18 protein-coding genes are annotated in these 17,780 nt (G+C 73.8%); 3 read left to right on the forward strand and 15 right to left on the reverse strand.

Going from position 1 to position 17,780, the window contains the following annotated elements; genetic code table 11:
• Window positions 1-94 precede the first annotated feature (94 nt).
• Window positions 95-955 carry a hypothetical protein gene (locus ACZ6PY_RS09205; RefSeq protein WP_466070657.1) on the forward strand — a complete coding sequence of 287 codons (861 nt, stop codon included), beginning with the start codon at window positions 95-97 and terminating at the stop codon, window positions 953-955.
• Between the two features lie 29 nt (window positions 956-984).
• On the opposite strand, the gene ACZ6PY_RS09210 is transcribed toward ACZ6PY_RS09205, so the two are convergent.
• The 8 genes from ACZ6PY_RS09210 to ACZ6PY_RS09245 form a co-directional block, all read right to left on the reverse strand.
• A complete protein-coding gene (locus ACZ6PY_RS09210; RefSeq protein ID WP_466070658.1) occupies window positions 985-1,629 on the reverse strand; it encodes an MOSC domain-containing protein in 645 nt (214 codons plus the stop codon).
• 68 nt (window positions 1,630-1,697) lie between these two features.
• Entirely contained in the window at window positions 1,698-2,528 is an 831-nt protein-coding gene (locus tag ACZ6PY_RS09215; protein WP_262282050.1) for a carbohydrate ABC transporter permease, read from the reverse strand.
• Window positions 2,525-3,511, reverse strand: coding sequence for a carbohydrate ABC transporter permease (locus tag ACZ6PY_RS09220; protein ID WP_262282049.1), 987 nt, complete (start codon window positions 3,509-3,511; stop codon window positions 2,525-2,527). The genes ACZ6PY_RS09215 and ACZ6PY_RS09220 overlap by 4 nt, the downstream gene beginning before the upstream one ends.
• Window positions 3,508-4,800, reverse strand: coding sequence for a sugar ABC transporter substrate-binding protein (locus ACZ6PY_RS09225; RefSeq protein WP_466070660.1), 1,293 nt, complete (start codon window positions 4,798-4,800; stop codon window positions 3,508-3,510). The genes ACZ6PY_RS09220 and ACZ6PY_RS09225 overlap by 4 nt, the downstream gene beginning before the upstream one ends.
• Window positions 4,801-5,022: 222 nt before the next feature.
• Complete coding sequence (locus ACZ6PY_RS09230; protein WP_387116670.1) at window positions 5,023-5,307, reverse strand: GlsB/YeaQ/YmgE family stress response membrane protein; 285 nt, start codon at window positions 5,305-5,307, stop codon at window positions 5,023-5,025.
• A gap of 274 nt (window positions 5,308-5,581) precedes the next feature.
• Complete coding sequence (locus tag ACZ6PY_RS09235) at window positions 5,582-5,869, reverse strand: GlsB/YeaQ/YmgE family stress response membrane protein (protein ID WP_151464918.1); 288 nt, start codon at window positions 5,867-5,869, stop codon at window positions 5,582-5,584.
• 257 nt (window positions 5,870-6,126) lie between these two features.
• Entirely contained in the window at window positions 6,127-8,004 is a 1,878-nt protein-coding gene (gene lepA / locus ACZ6PY_RS09240) for a translation elongation factor 4 (protein ID WP_466070662.1), read from the reverse strand.
• A gap of 99 nt (window positions 8,005-8,103) precedes the next feature.
• Window positions 8,104-8,640 carry a DUF4240 domain-containing protein gene (locus tag ACZ6PY_RS09245; protein ID WP_466070663.1) on the reverse strand — a complete coding sequence of 179 codons (537 nt, stop codon included), beginning with the start codon at window positions 8,638-8,640 and terminating at the stop codon, window positions 8,104-8,106.
• A gap of 74 nt (window positions 8,641-8,714) precedes the next feature.
• Between ACZ6PY_RS09245 and ACZ6PY_RS09250 the strand changes: the two genes are divergently transcribed.
• Both ACZ6PY_RS09250 and rpsT read left to right on the forward strand, forming a co-directional pair.
• Window positions 8,715-9,695 carry a phosphotransferase family protein gene (locus ACZ6PY_RS09250; protein ID WP_466070665.1) on the forward strand — a complete coding sequence of 327 codons (981 nt, stop codon included), beginning with the start codon at window positions 8,715-8,717 and terminating at the stop codon, window positions 9,693-9,695.
• Between the two features lie 229 nt (window positions 9,696-9,924).
• A complete protein-coding gene (gene rpsT, locus ACZ6PY_RS09255) occupies window positions 9,925-10,191 on the forward strand; it encodes a 30S ribosomal protein S20 (protein ID WP_189198073.1) in 267 nt (88 codons plus the stop codon).
• A gap of 114 nt (window positions 10,192-10,305) precedes the next feature.
• On the opposite strand, the gene ACZ6PY_RS09260 is transcribed toward rpsT, so the two are convergent.
• From ACZ6PY_RS09260 to ACZ6PY_RS09290, 7 genes are all read right to left on the reverse strand, one after another.
• The gene (locus ACZ6PY_RS09260; protein ID WP_466070667.1) at window positions 10,306-10,797 is read right to left on the reverse strand and encodes a hypothetical protein; all 492 of its coding nucleotides are present in this window, start codon (window positions 10,795-10,797) and stop codon (window positions 10,306-10,308) included.
• Complete coding sequence (holA, locus tag ACZ6PY_RS09265) at window positions 10,794-11,774, reverse strand: DNA polymerase III subunit delta (protein WP_466070669.1); 981 nt, start codon at window positions 11,772-11,774, stop codon at window positions 10,794-10,796. Before holA ends, ACZ6PY_RS09260 begins: the two co-directional genes overlap by 4 nt.
• Before the next feature lie 147 nt (window positions 11,775-11,921).
• Window positions 11,922-14,273: a ComEC/Rec2 family competence protein gene (locus tag ACZ6PY_RS09270; protein ID WP_466070803.1), complete on the reverse strand. Its 2,352-nt coding sequence runs from the start codon at window positions 14,271-14,273 to the stop codon at window positions 11,922-11,924.
• An 86-nt stretch (window positions 14,274-14,359) separates the two neighbouring features.
• Entirely contained in the window at window positions 14,360-15,301 is a 942-nt protein-coding gene (locus ACZ6PY_RS09275; protein ID WP_466070805.1) for a ComEA family DNA-binding protein, read from the reverse strand.
• A gap of 257 nt (window positions 15,302-15,558) precedes the next feature.
• Entirely contained in the window at window positions 15,559-15,798 is a 240-nt protein-coding gene (locus tag ACZ6PY_RS09280; protein WP_466070807.1) for an alpha/beta fold hydrolase, read from the reverse strand.
• A gap of 57 nt (window positions 15,799-15,855) precedes the next feature.
• Window positions 15,856-16,641, reverse strand: coding sequence for an SDR family NAD(P)-dependent oxidoreductase (locus ACZ6PY_RS09285; protein ID WP_466070671.1), 786 nt, complete (start codon window positions 16,639-16,641; stop codon window positions 15,856-15,858).
• 241 nt (window positions 16,642-16,882) lie between these two features.
• Window positions 16,883-17,734, reverse strand: a complete 852-nt coding sequence (locus ACZ6PY_RS09290; RefSeq protein ID WP_466070673.1) for a DegV family protein — start codon at window positions 17,732-17,734, stop codon at window positions 16,883-16,885.
• Window positions 17,735-17,780: the final 46 nt, after the last annotated feature.

Genomic DNA, 17,780 nt, shown 5'->3' on the forward strand with positions numbered 1-17,780 from the left:
CGTGCCGGGGCGGTGACGCAGCGGGAGGCGTCCGGTCGGCCGACCCGGGGACGGGAGTGGGCGACGTACGCTTGGCGGGCTGTCGGGACTGGGGGTGCGGGTGCGAACGCGAGCGGCGATCGTGGCATCGGGTGTGGTGGTGGCGGTGCTGGCGCTGCTCGGCGTGTGGTTCGTCGCGAAGCAGTTCGGGCACCACCTGCGGCTGCCGACGGCCAGCCGCACCTGCACCGTCCAGGCCGACGGTGAGGTCGTGCTCGGCGCCGACCAGATGGCCAACGCGGCCACCATCGCGGCGATCGGCGTGCAGCGCGGGATGCCCGAGCGGGCCGTGGTCGTGGCGCTGGCGACGGCCTACCAGGAGTCGCACCTGCGCAACATCGCCCACGGGGACCGCGACTCGGTCGGCCTGTTCCAGCAGCGCCCGAGTCAGGGCTGGGGCACCCCCGAGGAGATCCGCGACCCGCGCTACGCGGCCAAGAAGTTCTACGCCGCGCTGAAGAAGGTCAGGGGCTGGGAGAAGCTGCGGGTGACCGAGGCCGCCCAGCGGGTGCAGCGGTCGGCCTACCCCGAGGCGTACGAGAAGTGGGCGGACGAGTCGCAGGTGCTCACCCGCGCCCTGCTCGGCGACGCGACCGGGGCGGTGGCCTGCACGGTCGGCCCGACGCCGACGATGCGCGGCCCGGCCGCCGCCAGCGCGCTGATGCAGGGCCTGGCCCTGGACTGGGGCCTGCCGGAGCTGACCGCGGGCACCGACCTGACCGGCCTGACCGTGCCGGCCGCCGACAGCCGCAACGGCTGGCGGTACGCCCACTGGCTGGTCTCGCACGCCGACGACCACGGGGTGAAGCGGGTGCGCTTCGGCGGCCTGGAGTGGACGGCCGAGCAGGGCACCTGGGCCAAGGTGAAGGGCGACCCGGCCAGCCAGGTGCTGGCCGAGGTCTTCGCGGCGGCCTGACCCGACCCGCCCCCGGCCGGCCCGGTTCGTCAGCCGGCGGCGACGCCGAGGCGGCGGCGGACCTTGGCCCGCACCGACTCGGGCAGCCCCGGCACGTCGAGCAGGCGCGGCAGCAGCTCCGGCTCCAGGGTGGTCGCCCGGAACACCTCGCCGATCGTCACCCCGTGCGCCGGCCGGTCGACCACCTCGACCGGATCGCCGGCGCCCACCTCGCCCTCGCGCAGCACCCGCAGGTACGCCCCGGGCGCGCCGTGGACGGTGAACCGCTTGATCAGATCGGGCACGCCCCAGAAGCCGGCGAAGGTGCGGCACGGCGTGCGCGGCTTGGTGACCTGGAGGACGGCCGAGCCGATCGCCCAGCTCTCGCCGATCACCGCCCCGGTGACGTCCACCGCCCAGGTGGTGAGGTTCTCGCCGAAGGCGCCCGGCCGCAGCTCCCGGCCCAGCTCGCCGGCCCACCAGCCGGCGTCCTCCTCGGCGTACGCGTAGACCGCCTGGTCGGGGCCGCCGTGGTGGGCCCGCTCGCCGATGAAGTCACCGGTGAGGCCGGCGAATCGGATCTCCACACGGCCGTCGACCGGCCGCTTGTCGATGCCGCTGCGACCGCTCGGGTCGCCCGCCCACTCCGCCTCGGTCACACCGCCGAGGTTCACCGCCGCCAGCCTGCCCGTCATGGCGGTCAGCCTAGGTGCCGCCAACGGGTGCGGGAAAACGAGTTCCGCCCCGGCACCCGGCGGACCGCTCAGCCCTTGACGGCCCCGGCGACCAGGCCGGAGACCATCCGGCGCTGGACCAGCAGGAAGAAGACGATCACCGGCAGGGTGAACAGCGTCGAGGCGGCCATCACCGAACCCCAGGCGGTGTCGTCCCGACCGAAGAAGAACGTCATCGCCACCGGCAGCGTGTACCGGTGCTGGTCGTTGATGAAGGTCAACGCGAAGATCAGCTCGTTCCAGGCGGTGATGAAGGAGAAGATGCTCGTCGCCACCAGGCCGGGAGCGACCAGCGGGAAGAGCACCTTGCGGAAGGTCTGGGCCCGGCTGGCCCCGTCGATCGCCGCCGCCTCCTCCAACTCCTTCGGCACCGCGGCCACGAAGCCGCGCAGCATCCAGACCGCGAACGGCAGCGAGAAGCCGAGGTAGGTCAGGATCAGGCTGGGCAGGGTGTTGTAGAGCCCGAGCCGCTGGATCATCAGGAACAGCGGGATGACCAGCGCCTCCAGCGGGATCATCTGCACCACCAGCAGCAGGATCAGGAAGGTGGTGCGCAGTTTGAAGCGGAACCGGGCCACCGCGGTCGCGGCGAGCAGCGCGACGAGCCCGCTCAGCACGACGGTGGCCACCGCGACCAGCGCACTGTTCAGGAAGAAGTCCGTGAAGGAGACGCCCGGGATGAGGTTGCCGGTGAGGATCTCCCGGTAGTGCTCCAGGGTCGGCTCCGCCGGCACCGGGCGCGGCGTGGCCGAGAAGATCTCCTTGTTGGGCTTCAGCGAGGTGGCGACCATCCAGTAGACCGGGAAGGCCGCGAAGAGCGCGACCAGCAGGCCGGCGCCGTTGAGGGCGATCTTCTTCACGACTCGTCCTCCTGCCGCAGCACCATACGGACGTACACGCCGGTCACCACCAGCAGGATCAGGGTGAGGATGACGGCGATCGCCGAGCCCAGCCCGTACTTGGGCGGCGGCGAGAACGCCTCCGCGTAGGAGTAGATCGACAGCATGAACGTCGACCGGTCCTGGGTGCCGCCGGCCAGCACGAACTGCTGGGTGAAGACCTTGAAGTCCCAGATCGTGGAGAGCACCACGAGGATGCCGAAGACCGGCCGCAACATCGGGAAGGTCACCGACCAGAAGACGCGCCAGGGCCCGGCCCCGTCCACCCGGGCGGCCTCCTGGAGCTCACTCGGCACGCTCTTCAGGCCGGCCAGCACGCTGACCGCGATGAACGGGAACGAGTGCCAGACCACCACGAGGGTCAGGATGGCGAAGAAGAGCAGCGGGTCGTTGAACCAGCCGTAGCCGGTCCAGTCGCTGCGCCCGAACAGCGCCGTGGAGAGCCCGTCCGGGAGTTTGTTGAACAGCCAGGTGGCCAGGCCGCTGGTGTCGTCGAAGATCCACTTCCAGACGATGGTGCCGGTGAGCGCCGGCGTGGCCCAGGCCAGCATCACGCAGCTGGCCACGAACGTGGCCATCTTCCGGCCGAGCCGGTTGAGCAGCAGCCCGACCAGGGTGCCGAGGATCATGGTGAGCACCACGTTGGCCACGGCGAAGAGCACGGTGTTGCGCAGCACCGTACGGAAGAACGGGTCACCGAGGATCTGGGTGTAGTTGGCCAGGCCCACCCACGGCCACTCGCGGTCGCCCCGCAACTGCCGGACGCTGTTCAGCTTGTAGAAGGACATCATCACGACCTGGCCGAGCGGCCAGAGCAGCAGCACCGCGATGATCGCCAGACAGGGCAGGAGCAGCAGGTACGGGAGGCGGTCCACGCGACGGCGCCGCCGCGCGGGGGTCTCCCGCGCGGCGGCTTCGCCGGTGGCCTCGGTCAGCGTGGTCACTTGGCGTTGAGGATGCTTTCCATCTCGGTGGCCGCGTCGGCGGTGGCCTTCTCGACCGTCTTCTGGCCCTTGATGACCGAGCTGTTCATGGCCTGGGTCACCGTCTTGGTCCGGCTCACCTCCACCCACTTCGGGGTGAGCGGGGTCAGCTTGGTGTTCTGCATGGCCGTGGCGAACGCGGCCATCACCTTGTCGTTGGCGTAGTTGCCGCCGCTGACCAGGTCCTTGTAGACGGGGAAGAAGCCGAGGCTGCTGGCGAACTCCTGGTCCTTCTGCTTGCTGAGCAGGACGGTCAGGTAGTCCCAGGCCAGCGCCTGCCGGTTGCTGTCCTTCCAGAGGGCGATGTCGGAACCGCCGGCGAAGGCCGGGGCGGCCTTGCCGTCCGGACCCGGGATGGGGAACGTGCCCCACACCTTCTCGATGTCGGGGTTGTCCTTCTTCATGGCGCCGCCCTGCCAGCTACCGGCGAACGCCATGGCGGCCTTGCCGGTGGCGAACTGGGTGCGGGCGTCGACCTCGTTCCAGGCGGCGGCGGCCGGCGGGGCCACCTTGTGCACGGTGACCAGGTCGGTCCAGAACTTGACGGCCTTCTGCGCCTCGGGGGTGTTGTAGCCGGACTTCCAGCTGTCGCCGTCCTTGGTGGCGATCTCCGCGCCGGCCGCCCAGAGGAACGAGTAGAACGGCAGCTCGGAGTTGCCCGGAAGGGCGATGCCGTAGGTGCCCGGCTTCTTGGCCTGGACGGTCTTCGCGGCGGACACCAGCTCGTCCCAGGTCGTCGGCGGCTTCACGCCCGCCTCGGCGAACCAGTCGGTGCGGTAGTAGATGGCCCGCACACCCGCGTACCAGGGCACGCCGTACTGCTTGCCGTCGAACTGGGCGTTCTTCACCAGGTCGGGAAGGATGTCCTTGCCCTCGGACCAGCCGTTGAACTTCTCCGTGACGTCGGCGAGGGCCTCCTGCGCCGCCCAGCCCTGGGTCTCGGTGTTGCCCAGCTCGGTGACGTCGGGTCCCTCACCGCCGGCGAGCGCGGCCTGGAACTTCTTCGGCGCCTCGAGCCAGGGGATGTACTGCACCACGACGTCGGTCTCGGGGTGCTTCTTCTTGAACTCCGCCTCGACGCCGTCGAGGAACTTGGTCTGGGCGTCGCCGCCCTCACCCATCATCCAGACCGTCAGCTTGCTGTTGTCGGCGGCCTTGTCGTCGTCGCCCGAGCCACCGCACCCGGAGAGCACCATCGCGGCCGAGGCCACGATGGCGGTGACCGGGGCCAGCCGCTTCCACCTGTTCACGCCATATCTCCCTCGGGGCGCTTGGCATTAACCTTCTCCGCCGCACCTTAGTAGGAAAATTTCCTTTACAACAGGGGGTACCCGCGGCGGGCGGCCGAGGCGACCGTATCGCAGCCGGACGCCCGGGCGGCAGGGGTGCCGTCCGGGCAGCTCAGCGCGGAGACGAAGGCGGGCGCCCGACCGATTGGTCGGGCGCCCGCCGGCGCGCTTCGGGGGATGGGGTCAGTAGCGCGAGACGCCGCGGCGGCGACCCACGCCGGCCACCACGGCCACGGCGATGGCGGCGAACAGGACCTGCAGCAGCAGCTCCCGCCAGTCGATGCCGGCCGTGTCGGCGAAGCCGGACGCCCGGGCGACGATCGTGCCCAGCAGCGCGGCGCCGACGCCGATCAGCATGTGCAGCCACATCGGCATGTTCTGGCGGCCCGGGACGACCAGGCGGCCCAGAGCGCCGACGATCAGACCAACGATGAGCGCGGTGATGATGCCCCAAACGGTGAGCTCCACGGTCGCCCTCCTTCTCTGTCAATGAGTCACACGATGTCGTGTGGTTCCTGTCGTGACCGCTAAGTTCCCGACCCGCCGAAAATCCAAACCGACTCCGGTGACGAATTGCTCCGAACGGCTCTGACCTGGGATTTCCTGGCCGGATCCGGGCGCGGGAAGCGCCGGCGGGCCAGCCCTTCGCGGCTGACCGGCTTCAATTCCCTTTCCCGAGCACGAACGCCAGCGGGCGCCCGACCGACCGGTCGGGCGCCCGCTGCGGCGCTGGGGGTGTGCGTCAGTAGCGCGAGACGCTGCGACGGCGACCCACCCCGGCCACCAGGGCCACGGCGATGGCGGCCAGCACGACCTGGACCAGCAGCTCCATCCAGTCGATGCCGGAGGTCTCGGTGGCGATGCCGAGCGCGCGGGCCAGGACGGTGCCCAGCAGCGCGGCGCCCACGCCGATCAGCATGTGCAGCCACATCGGCATGTTCTGGCGGCCCGGGACGACCAGGCGGCCCAGAGCGCCGACGATCAGACCAACGACGAGCGCGGTGATGATGCCCCAGACGGTGAGGTCCACGGTCTTCTCCTTCTAAGAAGTTTCACACGATCTGTGTGGTTCCTGTCGTGACCGGTAAGTTCCCGAGCCGCCGAAAAACCAAACCGACTCACCCCCCGCGCCATCCTCCGGCCCGCCGTGCGTCGGTTCCGGCCGCCCAGGCATCTCCCAGGTGGGAGCGGTTCCGCGGCGGGTCCGCCGGCCGAGGAAAAATCTCCGGGTACGCGAACGGCCGGCGCCCCGCTCGTGCGGGACACCGGCCGTGCGGCGCGGAGGCGTTACTTCTTGCCGGCGGCCTTGCCGTCGCCGGAGTCCGAGGAGAGCGCGGCGATGAAGGCCTCCTGGGGGACCTCGACCCGGCCCACCATCTTCATCCGCTTCTTGCCCTCCTTCTGCTTCTCCAGCAGCTTGCGCTTCCGGCTGATGTCACCGCCGTAGCACTTGGCGAGCACGTCCTTGCGGATGGCGCGGATGGTCTCCCGGGCGATCACCCGGCTGCCGATGGCCGCCTGGATGGGCACCTCGAACTGCTGGCGCGGGATCAGCGTGCGCAACTTCGCCGCGATCGTCGTGCCGTAGTTGTACGCCTTGTCCTTGTGCACGATCGCGCTGAACGCGTCCACCGGCTCCCCGTGCAGCAGGATGTCGACCTTGACCAGGTCGGACGCCTGCTCGCCGGAGGGCTCGTAGTCCAGCGAGGCGTAGCCCTTGGTGCGGCTCTTGAGCTGGTCGAAGAAGTCGAAGATGATCTCGGCCAGCGGCAGGGTGTACCGCAGCTCCACCCGGTCGGCGGACAGATAGTCCATGCCGAGCAGGCTGCCCCGGCGGCCCTGGCACAGCTCCATCACCGCGCCGACGTAGTCGTTCGGGGTCAGCACGGTGGCCCGCACCGTCGGCTCGTACACCTCGGCGATCTTGCCGGTCGGGTACTCGCTCGGGTTGGTCACCACGATCTCCAGGCCGTCCTCCTGGATGGCCCGGTAGACCACGTTCGGCGCCGTGGAGATGAGGTCGAGGTTGAACTCCCGCTCCAGCCGCTCCCGGATGATCTCCAGGTGCAGCAGCCCGAGGAAGCCGCAGCGGAAGCCGAAGCCGAGCGCGCCCGACGTCTCCGGCTCGTACACCAGGGCGGCGTCGTTGAGCTTGAGCTTGTCCAGCGCCTCGCGGAGGTTCGGGTAGTCGGACCCGTCGATCGGGTAGAGGCCGGAGTAGACCATCGGCTTCGGGTCCTTGTAACCGCCGAGGGCCTCCTTCGCCGGGTTGGCGTTGATGGTGACCGTGTCACCGACCCGGGACTGGCGGACGTCCTTCACACCGGTGATCAGGTAGCCCACCTCGCCGACCCCGAGCGCGTCGGCCTTCACCATCTCCGGCGAGATGACGCCGATCTCCAGCAGCTCGTGGACGGCGCCCGTGGACATCATCTTGATCCGGTCCCGGGCGCTGATCAGCCCGTCGATCACCCGGACGTAGGTGACCACGCCCCGGTAGACGTCGTAGACCGAGTCGAAGATCATGGCGCGGGCCGGGGCGTCGGCGTTGCCGACCGGCGGCACGAACTGCCGGACGATCTCGTCGAGCAGGTGCGGCACGCCCTCACCGGTCTTGCCGGAGACCTTGATGCAGTCCGCCGGGTCGCCGCCGATCAGGTGGGCCAGCTCCTCGGCGTACTTCTCCGGCTGGGCCGCCGGCAGGTCGATCTTGTTGAGCACCGGGATGATGTGCAGGTCGTTCTCGAGCGCCAGGTAGAGGTTGGCCAGCGTCTGCGCCTCGATGCCCTGGGCGGCGTCGACCAGCAGGATGGCGCCCTCGCAGGCCGCCAGCGACCGGGACACCTCGTAGGTGAAGTCCACGTGGCCCGGGGTGTCGATCATGTTGAGCACGGCGGACTCGCCGGTCCGGTCGCCCTCCCGGATGGTCCACGGCATGCGGACGGCCTGGCTCTTGATGGTGATGCCGCGCTCGCGCTCGATGTCCATCCGGTCGAGGTACTGGGCGCGCATCTGCCGCGGGTCGACCACGCCGGTGAGCTGCAGCATCCGGTCGGCCAGGGTCGACTTCCCGTGGTCGATGTGGGCGATGATGCAGAAGTTCCTGATGCGCGCCGGGTCGGTGGCACCAGGAGCGTTCGCGCCGGGATCGAGCGTCGGTGGCACAGCTGTCCGTTCTGGTCGGCTGACGTGAGCGGGCCGGCGCGCCGCCGGCCCCCTCTATGCTCCCACGTCGCCGGGGGCGCGCCCGGCGCTCCCCCGGCGTCACTCCTCGGGCGGCTCCACGAAGAGGGCGGCGAGCTTCGGCAGGTGCCGCCGCGCCTGCTCCTCGTCGTCGAAGTCCCAGAAGTCGTTCAGGTCCGGCGCCCGGACCGGGTCCCGGTCCGCCGGCAGGTCGGCCGCGGTGGCCTTCCGGTACGCCTCCCACGGCACCGCCAGCATGTCCTCGCACTCGAACTCCTCGCCGCTGAGCGCGGCGGCCCGGACCTGCGGCAGCTCGGCCAGCGAATCCGGCTCGGCGACCGCCCGGGCGAACACCGCCCGGCCCTGGGTCATGAGCCAGCCCCGGAAGTATTCGAAGCCGTCGTCCGAGGCGCCGCCGTTGATCAGGTACGCCGCGCCCCAGAGGTCGACCTTGTACGACGCGGCGAGCACCCGCTGCTGGTGGTGGGCGTACCCGACGATCTCCTCCGGGTCCCGCTCAGCCAGCAGGGCGACCGCGCGGGCGGCGACCGCCGCGGGCTCGCCCCCGCCCCCGGCCCGGGCGCTGTCGATCAACTGCCAGAACTCCTCGGTCCTCATGGCCTCGCAGTCTGGCAGAGCGCACCGACGTCCTGGCGGAGCGCGCCGCCGTCCCGGTGCGGCAGCATGGGCGGGTGCCCGCGATCTCCCTGCCCCCGGTGCCGTACGACGCGACCGCCGACCGGCCGGGCTGGGCCGCGCTGCCGGCCGGGCTGCGCGACGCGCTGGCCGCCCGGCTCGGCGGCCCCCCGGTGACGGTCCGCCCGGCCGGGGCGGGCTTCACCCGCGGCTTCGCCGCCGTGCTCACCGGCCCGGCCGGCGAGCCGGTCTTCGTCAAGGCGGCGGCGCTGGCCGAGCAGCGGCACCTGGTCGACTGGTACGCCCGCGAGGCCGCCGTCCTGGCCCGCCTCCCCGCCGGCCTGCCGGTCCCCCGCCCGCGCTGGGCGCTCACCGAGGCCGGCTGGTACGCACTCGCCCTGGACGCGGTCGACGGGCACACCCCCCGGCTGCCCTGGGACCCGACCGAGCTGGACGCCGCCCTCACCGCGTACGCCGAGGTGGCCACCGCGCTCGCCGCGCCACCCACGGACCTCGTCGCGCTCGGCCTGCCGCGCCTCGCCGACCTGGCCCGCGACGACATCCTCTGGTGGGGCGAGGTGGCCGCCGGCCGCGAGCCGGCACCGGCGCTGCCGCCCTGGGCCCCGCTGCCCGAGCTGGCCGCGCTGGAGGCCCGCCTCCCCGGGTACGCCGACGCGGCCCCCGGCCTGGCCCACGGCGACCTGCGTGTCGACAACGTGCTGCTCGACGCCGGCGGCCGCGCCTGGATCTGCGACTGGACCTGGCTCTGCCACGGGCCGGCCTGGTTCGACCTGGTCAGCCTGCTGATCACCGCCCACGCGAGCGGCCTCGACGCGGACGCCGCCTTCGCCGGCCACCCGGCCGCGGCGGGCGCCCCGGCCGACGCGCTGGACGTCACCCTCGCCGCACTCTCCGGCTACTTCCTCACCAGCGCCGCCGCCGGCCCGTCCACCGCCTCCCCGCATATCAAGGCCCACCAGCGCTGGAGCGGCGAGCAGGCGCTCGGCTGGCTCGCCGCCCGCCAGGGCTGGACCTGAGCGTCCTGGCCTTTGCCCACCTCGCCGGGATGGCGGAGGATCAGGGCGGCTCGGGTGCGCGGCTCAGCCGGGGCGCCGGGCCGGGTTGAGCAGGCCGGACGGCCCGGGGCGCCGGAGGCGTTTTGGCTCGTCCCGGGCGACCTGGTAACCTGGCTTTTCGCGCGGCGATGGCGCATGTCCGCCGTGCGTGAAAGCAGACCAACCCGAGCTATCAAGACGAGGCTGTCGCGTGGCGAACATCAAGTCCCAGATCAAGCGCAACCGGCAGAACGAGAAGCGCCGGCTGCGTAACAAGTCGGTCAAGTCGTCGCTGAAGACCGCCATCCGGAAGTTCAACGAGGCTGCCGAGGCGGGCGACACCGAGAAGGCCACCGCCCTGATGCGTGAGGCCACCCGCAAGCTGGACAAGGCTGCCAGCAAGGGTGTCATCCACGCCAACCAGGCGGCCAACCGGAAGTCGGCGATCGCGCAGCGCGTCGCCTCGTTCTCGGCCTGACGAACGCCGTAGACCTCACCGGAAGCCCCGGGGTTCACCGCCCCGGGGCTTCCGGTCGTCTGCGTTTCCGCAGCCCACGGCCGGCACCGTGTGCCAACCGACGACCGGGCCGGTTCAGCGGTACGGGTCGCGGTGGCCCGGGTCCGGCCGGCGCTCGGCCTCGCCGGTAGCGTCACCGGGCCGCGCCGCCCGCAACGGCTGGTCGGCGGGGTGCGCCGCCAGCATCGTCGGGTCGCCGGCCACGGCCACCCGGCCCGGCAGCGCGCGGGCGGTGGACGGCACGCTCGCCCGCCCGATGACGGGCTCCATCTGCCGGCGGAAGCGGTCCCGTTCCTGCTCCGGCACCTGCGCCGCGCCGCGGATCACCACCTCGGCGACCATGTCGTTGAGCTTCACCATGACGGCCACCGCCGCCGGCAGCAGCAGCACCGCCCACCAGGTGACCAGCTCGGCGAGGGCGAGCAGCACGGCCAGCGCCACGGCGCCCTCGAAGAAGAGGAAGCAGAGCACCCCGCCGGGGTTGACGAAACGCAGTCCGAGGACCCGGGCGTAGAGCGGCCGGTACCGCTCCTCGTCCGCCGGGACCGTCGACCACGTTCGGGTCACCGGCCGCCACCCTGCCGCGCCGCGGCCACGGAGAACACGGCCCGCTCCAGCGCGTACGCCCGGTCGTCGGCACCGCCCTTGACCGCCGCGTTGCACTCGGCGGCCGCCCGCATGGCCGCCACCAGGCCCTCCGGCGTCCAGCCCCGGCCCTGCCGCTGGGCCCGCTCGATCTTCCACGCCGGCATGCCCAGGCTGCTCGCCAGCTGGTAGGGGCTGCCCCGGCCGGCCGAGGCGACCCGGGCCACGGTCCGCACGCCGTCGGCGAGCGCGTCGGCGATCGGCACCGGGTCGACACCGACGTGCAGCGCCCAGCGCAGCGCCTCCAGGGCGGCGGGCACGTCGCCGACCATCGTCGCGTCGGCCACGGTGAAGCCGGTCACCTCGACCCGGCCCCGGTAGTAGCGGGACACCGTGTCCGCCCCGATCCGCCCGTCGGTGTCGGCGACGAGCTGGGAGCAGGCGGCGGCCAGCTCACGCAGGTCGGTGCCGACGGCCGCGATCAGCGCCTCGGCCGCGTCCTCGGTGCACTTCCCGCCGAGGCGGCGGATCTCGTCCCGGACGAAGGCGACCCGCTCCCGGTGACCCTTGAGCTTCGCGGCCGGCACCACTGTCGCGCCCGCGGCTCGCAGCCCGTCGGCGAACGCCTTGCCCTTGGCGCCGCCCAGGTGCAGCACCACGAGCTGCACCTCCGGGTCGGGGTTCTTCGCGTACCCCAGCAGGGCGGTGACCAGGTCCTTGCGGGCGTCCTGCCCGGAGCGGAGCACGAGCACCCGGCGGCCGCCGAACAGCGACGGGCTGAGCATCTCGGCGATCTCCCCCACCGCCAACGAGCCGGCCTGGTATTCCCGGACGTCCACATCGGGGTCGACGCTGCGGGCCCGGGCGACGGCTTCGGAGACGGCTCGCGTGGCGAGCAGCTCCTCGTCGCCGAGAACGAGCAGAATAGGGGGCAGGCTGGCGGGGGTCACGTCGCCCATATTCGCACGGCCCCCGACCGGATCGTGCCTGCTCATCGAGGACTGTGACGGCAGAGCCCGCAGTCAGCGCAAATCCCGACATTCGAGTCGATCTACCAGCTATACCAACAAGCCCCCTCGATGGTCGGGCGGTATCCCGAAGGGGTCTCACGGCCGCCGCCCCGGAGCGGTCCCCCGGGCGACCACCGCCAGCCCGGCACCGCTGCGGACGGCTGCGACGTCACCGTCGGTGTCGGTGCGCAGCACCCGCGCCCCGGCCCGGGTCAGCCGGTCCAGCAGGCCCGGGTTGGGGTGCCCGTAGTCATTGCCGGTGCCCACGCAGACCAGTGCGACCGCCGGGCGGACCGCGGCGAGGAACTCCGGATCCTGGTACGCCGACCCGTGGTGGGCCACCTTCAGCACGTCGGCCCGGAGGGCGCCGGAAGGCACGGTCTCCAGCAGCGCCCGCTGCTCCTCGGTCTCGGCGTCACCGGGCAGCAGGATCCGCACTCCGTGCACGGTGGCGGCCAGCACCAGCGAGTTGTTGTTCGGGTCCGACCGGCTGCCGCGCAGCGGGTACGGCGGCCCGACGGCCACCAGGTCGACCGCCCCGGCCCGCCAGCGCCAGCCGGGCGGCACCGGCGCCAGCCCGCTCCCGCCCCGGCGCGCCGCGTCACGCACCTGGGCGACCCCGTAGGGCGGCTCGGTCCACTGCGGGGTCGCCACCGCCGCCACCCGCCGGCCCCGGAACACCCCGGCGATCCCGCCCACGTGGTCGGCGTGGAAGTGGCTGACCACCAGCAACGACACCTCGCGTACGCCGAGCCGGCGCAGGCAGCCGTCCACGCCGGACGGATCCGGGCCCGCGTCGACCACGACCGCCCGACCCGGGGCCACCGGCAGCACCACGGCGTCCCCCTGCCCCACGGCGCACGCCACGATCACCCAGCCCGGCGGCGGCCAGCCGGCCGCGAGCAGCCGGACGGGCAGCGTGCCGAGCACCACCGCGACCACGACGACCGCGACCAGCCGCCGGGCCACCGGGCGCCGGGCGGCCACCAGCAGCGCCACGCTGACGGCGGCCAGCAGCAGGGCGCCGGTCACCCCACCCGGCCAGGGCAGCGTCCCGGCGGGCAGCCGGGCACCCTGCGCGGCCACCGCCACCAGCCAGCGGGCCGGCCAGCTCGCCAGCCAGGCGGCGAACTCGGCACCGGCCGGACACACCGGCGACAGCACCGCCGCCGTCACGCCCAGCACGGTGGCGGGCGCGACGACCGGCACGGCCAGCAGGTTCGCCGGCACGGCGACCAGGCTCACCGTCCCGGAGATCCCCGCGATCACCGGACCGCAGGCGAGCTGTGCGGCCGCCGGCACGGCCAGCGCCTCGGCCGCTCCCGGCGGTACGCCCCGCCGGCGCAGCGCGTCCCGCCAGCCGGGGGCGAGCAGCAGCAGTCCACCGGTGGCGCAGACCGAGAGCGCGAACCCCGGGTCGCCGGCCAGCTCCGGGTCGACGAGCACCAGCACGGTGACCGCGGCGGCCAGGGCGGGCAGCGCGGCCCGGGACCGCCCGGTGGCGAGCGCCGCCAACCCGATCGCCCCCATCGCGGCGGCCCGCACCACGCTCGGCGACGGCCGCACCAGGATCACGAACCCGGCCAGGGCGAGGACGCACAGCGCCGCGGCCGTCCGCGGACCGGCCCGCGCCCAGCGGGCGAGCAGCAGCACCGCCCCGACCACGATGGCCACGTTGGACCCGGACACCGCGTTGAGGTGGGTCATGCCGGTGGCCCGGAAGTCCTCCTCCACCTCCGGCGGCAGCCGGCTGGTGTCCCCCACCACGAGACCGGGCAGCAGCCCACCCGGCGCGTCCGGAAGCGGCGCGCAGGCCCGCTGCAGCCCCGTGCGCAGCGCGCCCGCCGCCCGCTGCGCCCACGGGGCCGCACCGTGCCGTTTCGGTGGCCCGGTGGCCGACAGCACCGCCGCCGTCAGGTCCCCGCCGCGCGGGGCCGACAGCCGCCCCCGCACGGTCGCCCGCTGCCCCGGCAGCACCGAGCGCCAGGCCGGGTCACTCGCCAGCACCAGGCCGCGCACCGTGCCGGTGACCTGGCGGCCGGCGGGGTCGGTGAGGCGGGTGAAATCGGCCCGGACCAGCAGGGTGGCCGGGCGGCCGGCGCCTCCCCGGACGGGGCGCGGGTCGTCCCGGACGACCAGCTCGGCGGTGACCAGGGTGCGTTCCGCCACGAGCGCCCGCACGGGGCCGGCGTCGCGGACCGCGAGGCGGGCGCCGGTGGCGGTCGCGCCGCAGACCACGCCGATCAGCACGGCGACCGCGATCCAGCCGTAGCGGCGGACCGAGGCGGCCGGGCGACCGAGCAGGCCGCACAGGTGCGCGCCGGTGAGCAGTGCCAGGACGGCGGCGACGGCGGCCAGCCGGACGCTTGCCGCCGCGGTGAGGTGCAGACCGGCGAGAGCGGCGAGCCAGGCGGCGACGGCCAGCCCGGCCAGCCGCAGGTCGGGCACGTCGCCGACCGTCGCGCCCCCGCCTCCGGCCTCCGGTCCGCCTGGACTGCCCAGGTCCTGCACCCACCGGGTGATGCGCCGGTCGCTCACACCGTCACCAGGTCCTTGAGCTGTTCGTACCGGGCGTCGCCGATGCCGTCGACCTGGCGCAGGTCGGCGACCGACCGGAAGCCGCCGTGCTGGTCACGGTGGTCGAGGATCCGCTGAGCCAGCACCGGACCCACGCCGGGCAGGGCGTCGAGCTGGGCCAGGGTGGCCGTGTTCAGGTTGACCGGGCCGCTTCCCTGCGCCGCGCCACCGGCTGCGGGACCGCCGCCGGCCGCCGGTCCGGGTGGGGCGGCCTGGCCGGGCGGGGCGGCGACGCCGACGAGGATCAGCTCGCCGTCGGTGACCTTGCGGGCCGGGTTGAGCAGGGCCACGTCGACGCCGGGCAGCACACCGCCGGCCGCCTCGATGGCGTCGGCCACCCGTGCGCCGGCCGGGAGTCGGACGAGGCCGGGGCGGCGGACCTTGCCGGCCAGCGCCACCACCACCTGGCCGGTGGAGGCGGTGGGCGCCGGCACGGAGGTTTCCGGTGCGCCGACCGCCGCAGCCGGACGGACGGGCTCTGCCTGTGGCCGGGAGCGCCAGGCCCAGACTCCGGCGACCAGCACGACGACGACCGCCACGGCGGCAAGGGCCCGGACACCCCGCCGCCCCGGATCGAAGGCACCCGGCCCGGGCAGCCGGGACGCCAGAGGAGGCCGTACCCCGGCATCGTCGGCAGCGCCCCCAGGTTCGTGCCCGCGTCGGCCACCTTCGCCCTCGGCCGGCAGGGCCTCGCCGGAAAGGCTTGTCAGCGGCCACCTCTCGCCGGGGTCAGGGTCCGTGGCCAGCCGGACCGGCTCGGGCGCGCGGCCGGACGCGCGAATGGGAACCGGACTCGCGACCGCCCCGAGGGGTCGCGGATCGGCAGAGGAGGAAGCCCGCGCAGCCCACGGCAGGTCAGGGTCGAGATCCGGACCGAGCCGGGAACCCTCTGCCGGCATGGCGGCACCGCGGGGCGGGGCGAGACCGTCGACCGGCTCGAACAGCCGGGACAGCCGCCGCCGTACCGTCGTCTCCTCGTCGTCTGGCACGGCTGGAAGCTACGGCGCCACCCCGGGCTCGGCGCGGACGTCGGCGCTCGCCTGTGGACGACGAACGGCCGTGTGGACAACCCCCGAAACCACCTCCATCTGTGCTACGGGAGCTACGAGGGCCGGTCGCCTCGTTGAGGATGATCGACGCCGAGGTGCTCAGCCCGCTACGACCCGCCGAGGGGGTGCCCCACCACCAGGGCCGGGCCGGCGTCGAGGTCGCGGACCACCTCGGCCACGATGTCGGCGGCCCGGTCGAGGCTCCAGGGTTCGGCCGCGCGGCTGCCGTGCCCGGGCAGGTCGACGCCCGCGACGGGAACTCGGCGGCGAGGGCGGGCAGTCGCGGCTGCCACTGGCCACGGGCGAAGCGGGTGTCGTGCACCAGGACGATCGCGGGTGATCCACAGCGCCCGATCTGCCTCCGGGGCCGGACCCGGCGCGCCCGCCGACGTCCAGCAGCAGGGTCACCAGGCCGACCGCGCCTCGGGGTCCAGGCCGAGCGCCGCCCGGCCCCCGTCGACCGGCAGGGTCACCCCGTTGACGAAGGCCGCCCCCGCCGACAGCAGGAAGGCCACCACGTCGGCCACCTCCCCGGTACGCCCGGTCCGGCCCACCGGGTGCAGCCGGGCCAGTTCCGCCTCGACCCGGTCCGCCTCGGCCGGATCCAGGTCGGCCAGGAAGGCGGCGTGCCGCTCGGTGTGGATGGACCCGAGCGCGACCGCGTTGGTGCGGATCCCCCGGCCGCCGTAGTCCACGGCCAGGGCCCGGGTCAGCCCCTCGACGGCGGCCTTGGCGGTGGCGTACGGCAGGGCGCCCGGCACCGCCCGGCCGGCCTGGTGGGAGGAGACGTTGACGATCGCACCGCCGGCGCCGGCGGCGAGGAACCGGCGTACGGCCGTGCCGGCGCCGACCACGGCGGGGCGCAGGTTGGCGGCGATCAGGTCGAACACCTCCCCCGCCGGCGCGCGGTGCAGGGCGGCGTCCCGGAACACGGCCGCGTTGTTGACCCAGCCGGCCAGCGGAGCGGCCGCCTCGGCCAGGTCGGCGGCCCGCGCGGTGACCTCCTCGTCGGCGGCGTCGCCGGCCACGGCGCGCAGCCGGTCGGCGGCCGGGTGCCCGGCCAGCCAGGCCAGCGCGGCCTCGTCCCGCTCGACGACGACCACGGTGTCACCGTCGGCGGCCAGCCGCTCGACGATCGCCCGGCCGACGCCCCGCCCCCCACCGGTAACCACATGGGACCGAACGCTCATCCGACCCCCCGAGCCCCGGAGATCTTGGCGAGTTGCCGATCGCCAGGAACGGGAACTCGCCAAGATCGGACCACCCGGGGCGCGGCGGCGCCGGCGCCGACCCGGCCGAGAACGGCACTGGCCACGCCGACCCGACCGGCGCACCCGACGGCGAAGGCCGGGACCACGGGACCGGCGAAAGCCGGGACCACGGAACCGGCGAAGGCGAGGACCACGGGAGCGGCCGCGACGGCGAGCGCGGTCACGGGCGGCGGTGGAGGACGACGCAGGCGAGGCCCGGGCCGGCGTGGGCGGCGATCACCGCGCCGGCCTCGGAGACGTACGTGTCGTGCAGCCGGTCGCCCAGCCGCTCGGTGAGCGCGGCCAGCAGCTGTTCGGCCCGCTGCGGCGCGGCGAGGTGGTGCACGGCGAGGTCGACCTGGGCGTCGCCGGCCGCCTCGACGGCGAGGTCGACGAGGCGCGCGATGCCCCGGCTGGCGGTGCGGACCTTGTCCCGCACGACGATCGCGCCGTCGGGCATGTGCATGATCGGCTTGACCGAGAGGGCGGTGCCGAGCAGCGCCTCGGCCGCGTTGATCCGGCCGCCTCGGCGGAGGAATTCCAGGGTGTCGACGTAGAAGTAGATGGTGGTGCGGTCGACGGCGTCGAGCGCCGCCTGGCGTACTCCGGTGAGGTCAGCGCCCCGCGCGGCGGCCGCGGTGGCGGCGAGCACCGGGAAGCCCAGGCCCATCCCGGTGGAGCGGCTGTCGACCACGGTGACCCGGTCGTCGCCGACCTCGGCGGCGGCCAGCCGGGCGGCCTCGACGGTGCCGGAGAGTTCGGCGGAGAGGTGCACCGAGACGACGCCGTCGGCGCCGGCGGCGAGCAGGTCGCGGTAGACCTGCGCGAACTGTTCCGGGGCGGGCCGGGAGGTGCTCACCGTGACCCGCCGGCCGCTGAGGACGCGGGTGGCGTCCTCCGGGAACGTCTCGACGCCCTCCAGGCCTTCGGCGCCGTTGAGCACGACGGTCAGCGGGACGACGGTGAGCCGGTGCGCGCGGACCAGCTCGGGCGGCAGGTAGGCGGTGGAGTCGGTGACGACCGCGACGGGCATGCCCGGCACGCTAGCCGATGTCACGGCGGCGCGCCGGGGCCGAACG

It is taken from the genome of Micromonospora sp. NPDC048907, from assembly GCF_055586885.1.

Coding starts and splice junctions, on each gene's coding strand:
- ACZ6PY_RS09210 (WP_466070658.1), bottom strand. CDS start 1,629: ATGACGGGCAGGCTGGCGGCGGTGAACCTCGGCGGTGTGACCGAGGCG.
- ACZ6PY_RS09285 (WP_466070671.1), bottom strand. CDS start 16,641: ATGAGCGTTCGGTCCCATGTGGTTACCGGTGGGGGGCGGGGCGTCGGC.
- ACZ6PY_RS09290 (WP_466070673.1), bottom strand. CDS start 17,734: ATGCCCGTCGCGGTCGTCACCGACTCCACCGCCTACCTGCCGCCCGAG.
- ACZ6PY_RS09275 (WP_466070805.1), bottom strand. CDS start 15,301: ATGCCGGCAGAGGGTTCCCGGCTCGGTCCGGATCTCGACCCTGACCTG.
- ACZ6PY_RS09245 (WP_466070663.1), bottom strand. CDS start 8,640: ATGAGGACCGAGGAGTTCTGGCAGTTGATCGACAGCGCCCGGGCCGGG.
- holA (WP_466070669.1), bottom strand. CDS start 11,774: ATGGGCGACGTGACCCCCGCCAGCCTGCCCCCTATTCTGCTCGTTCTC.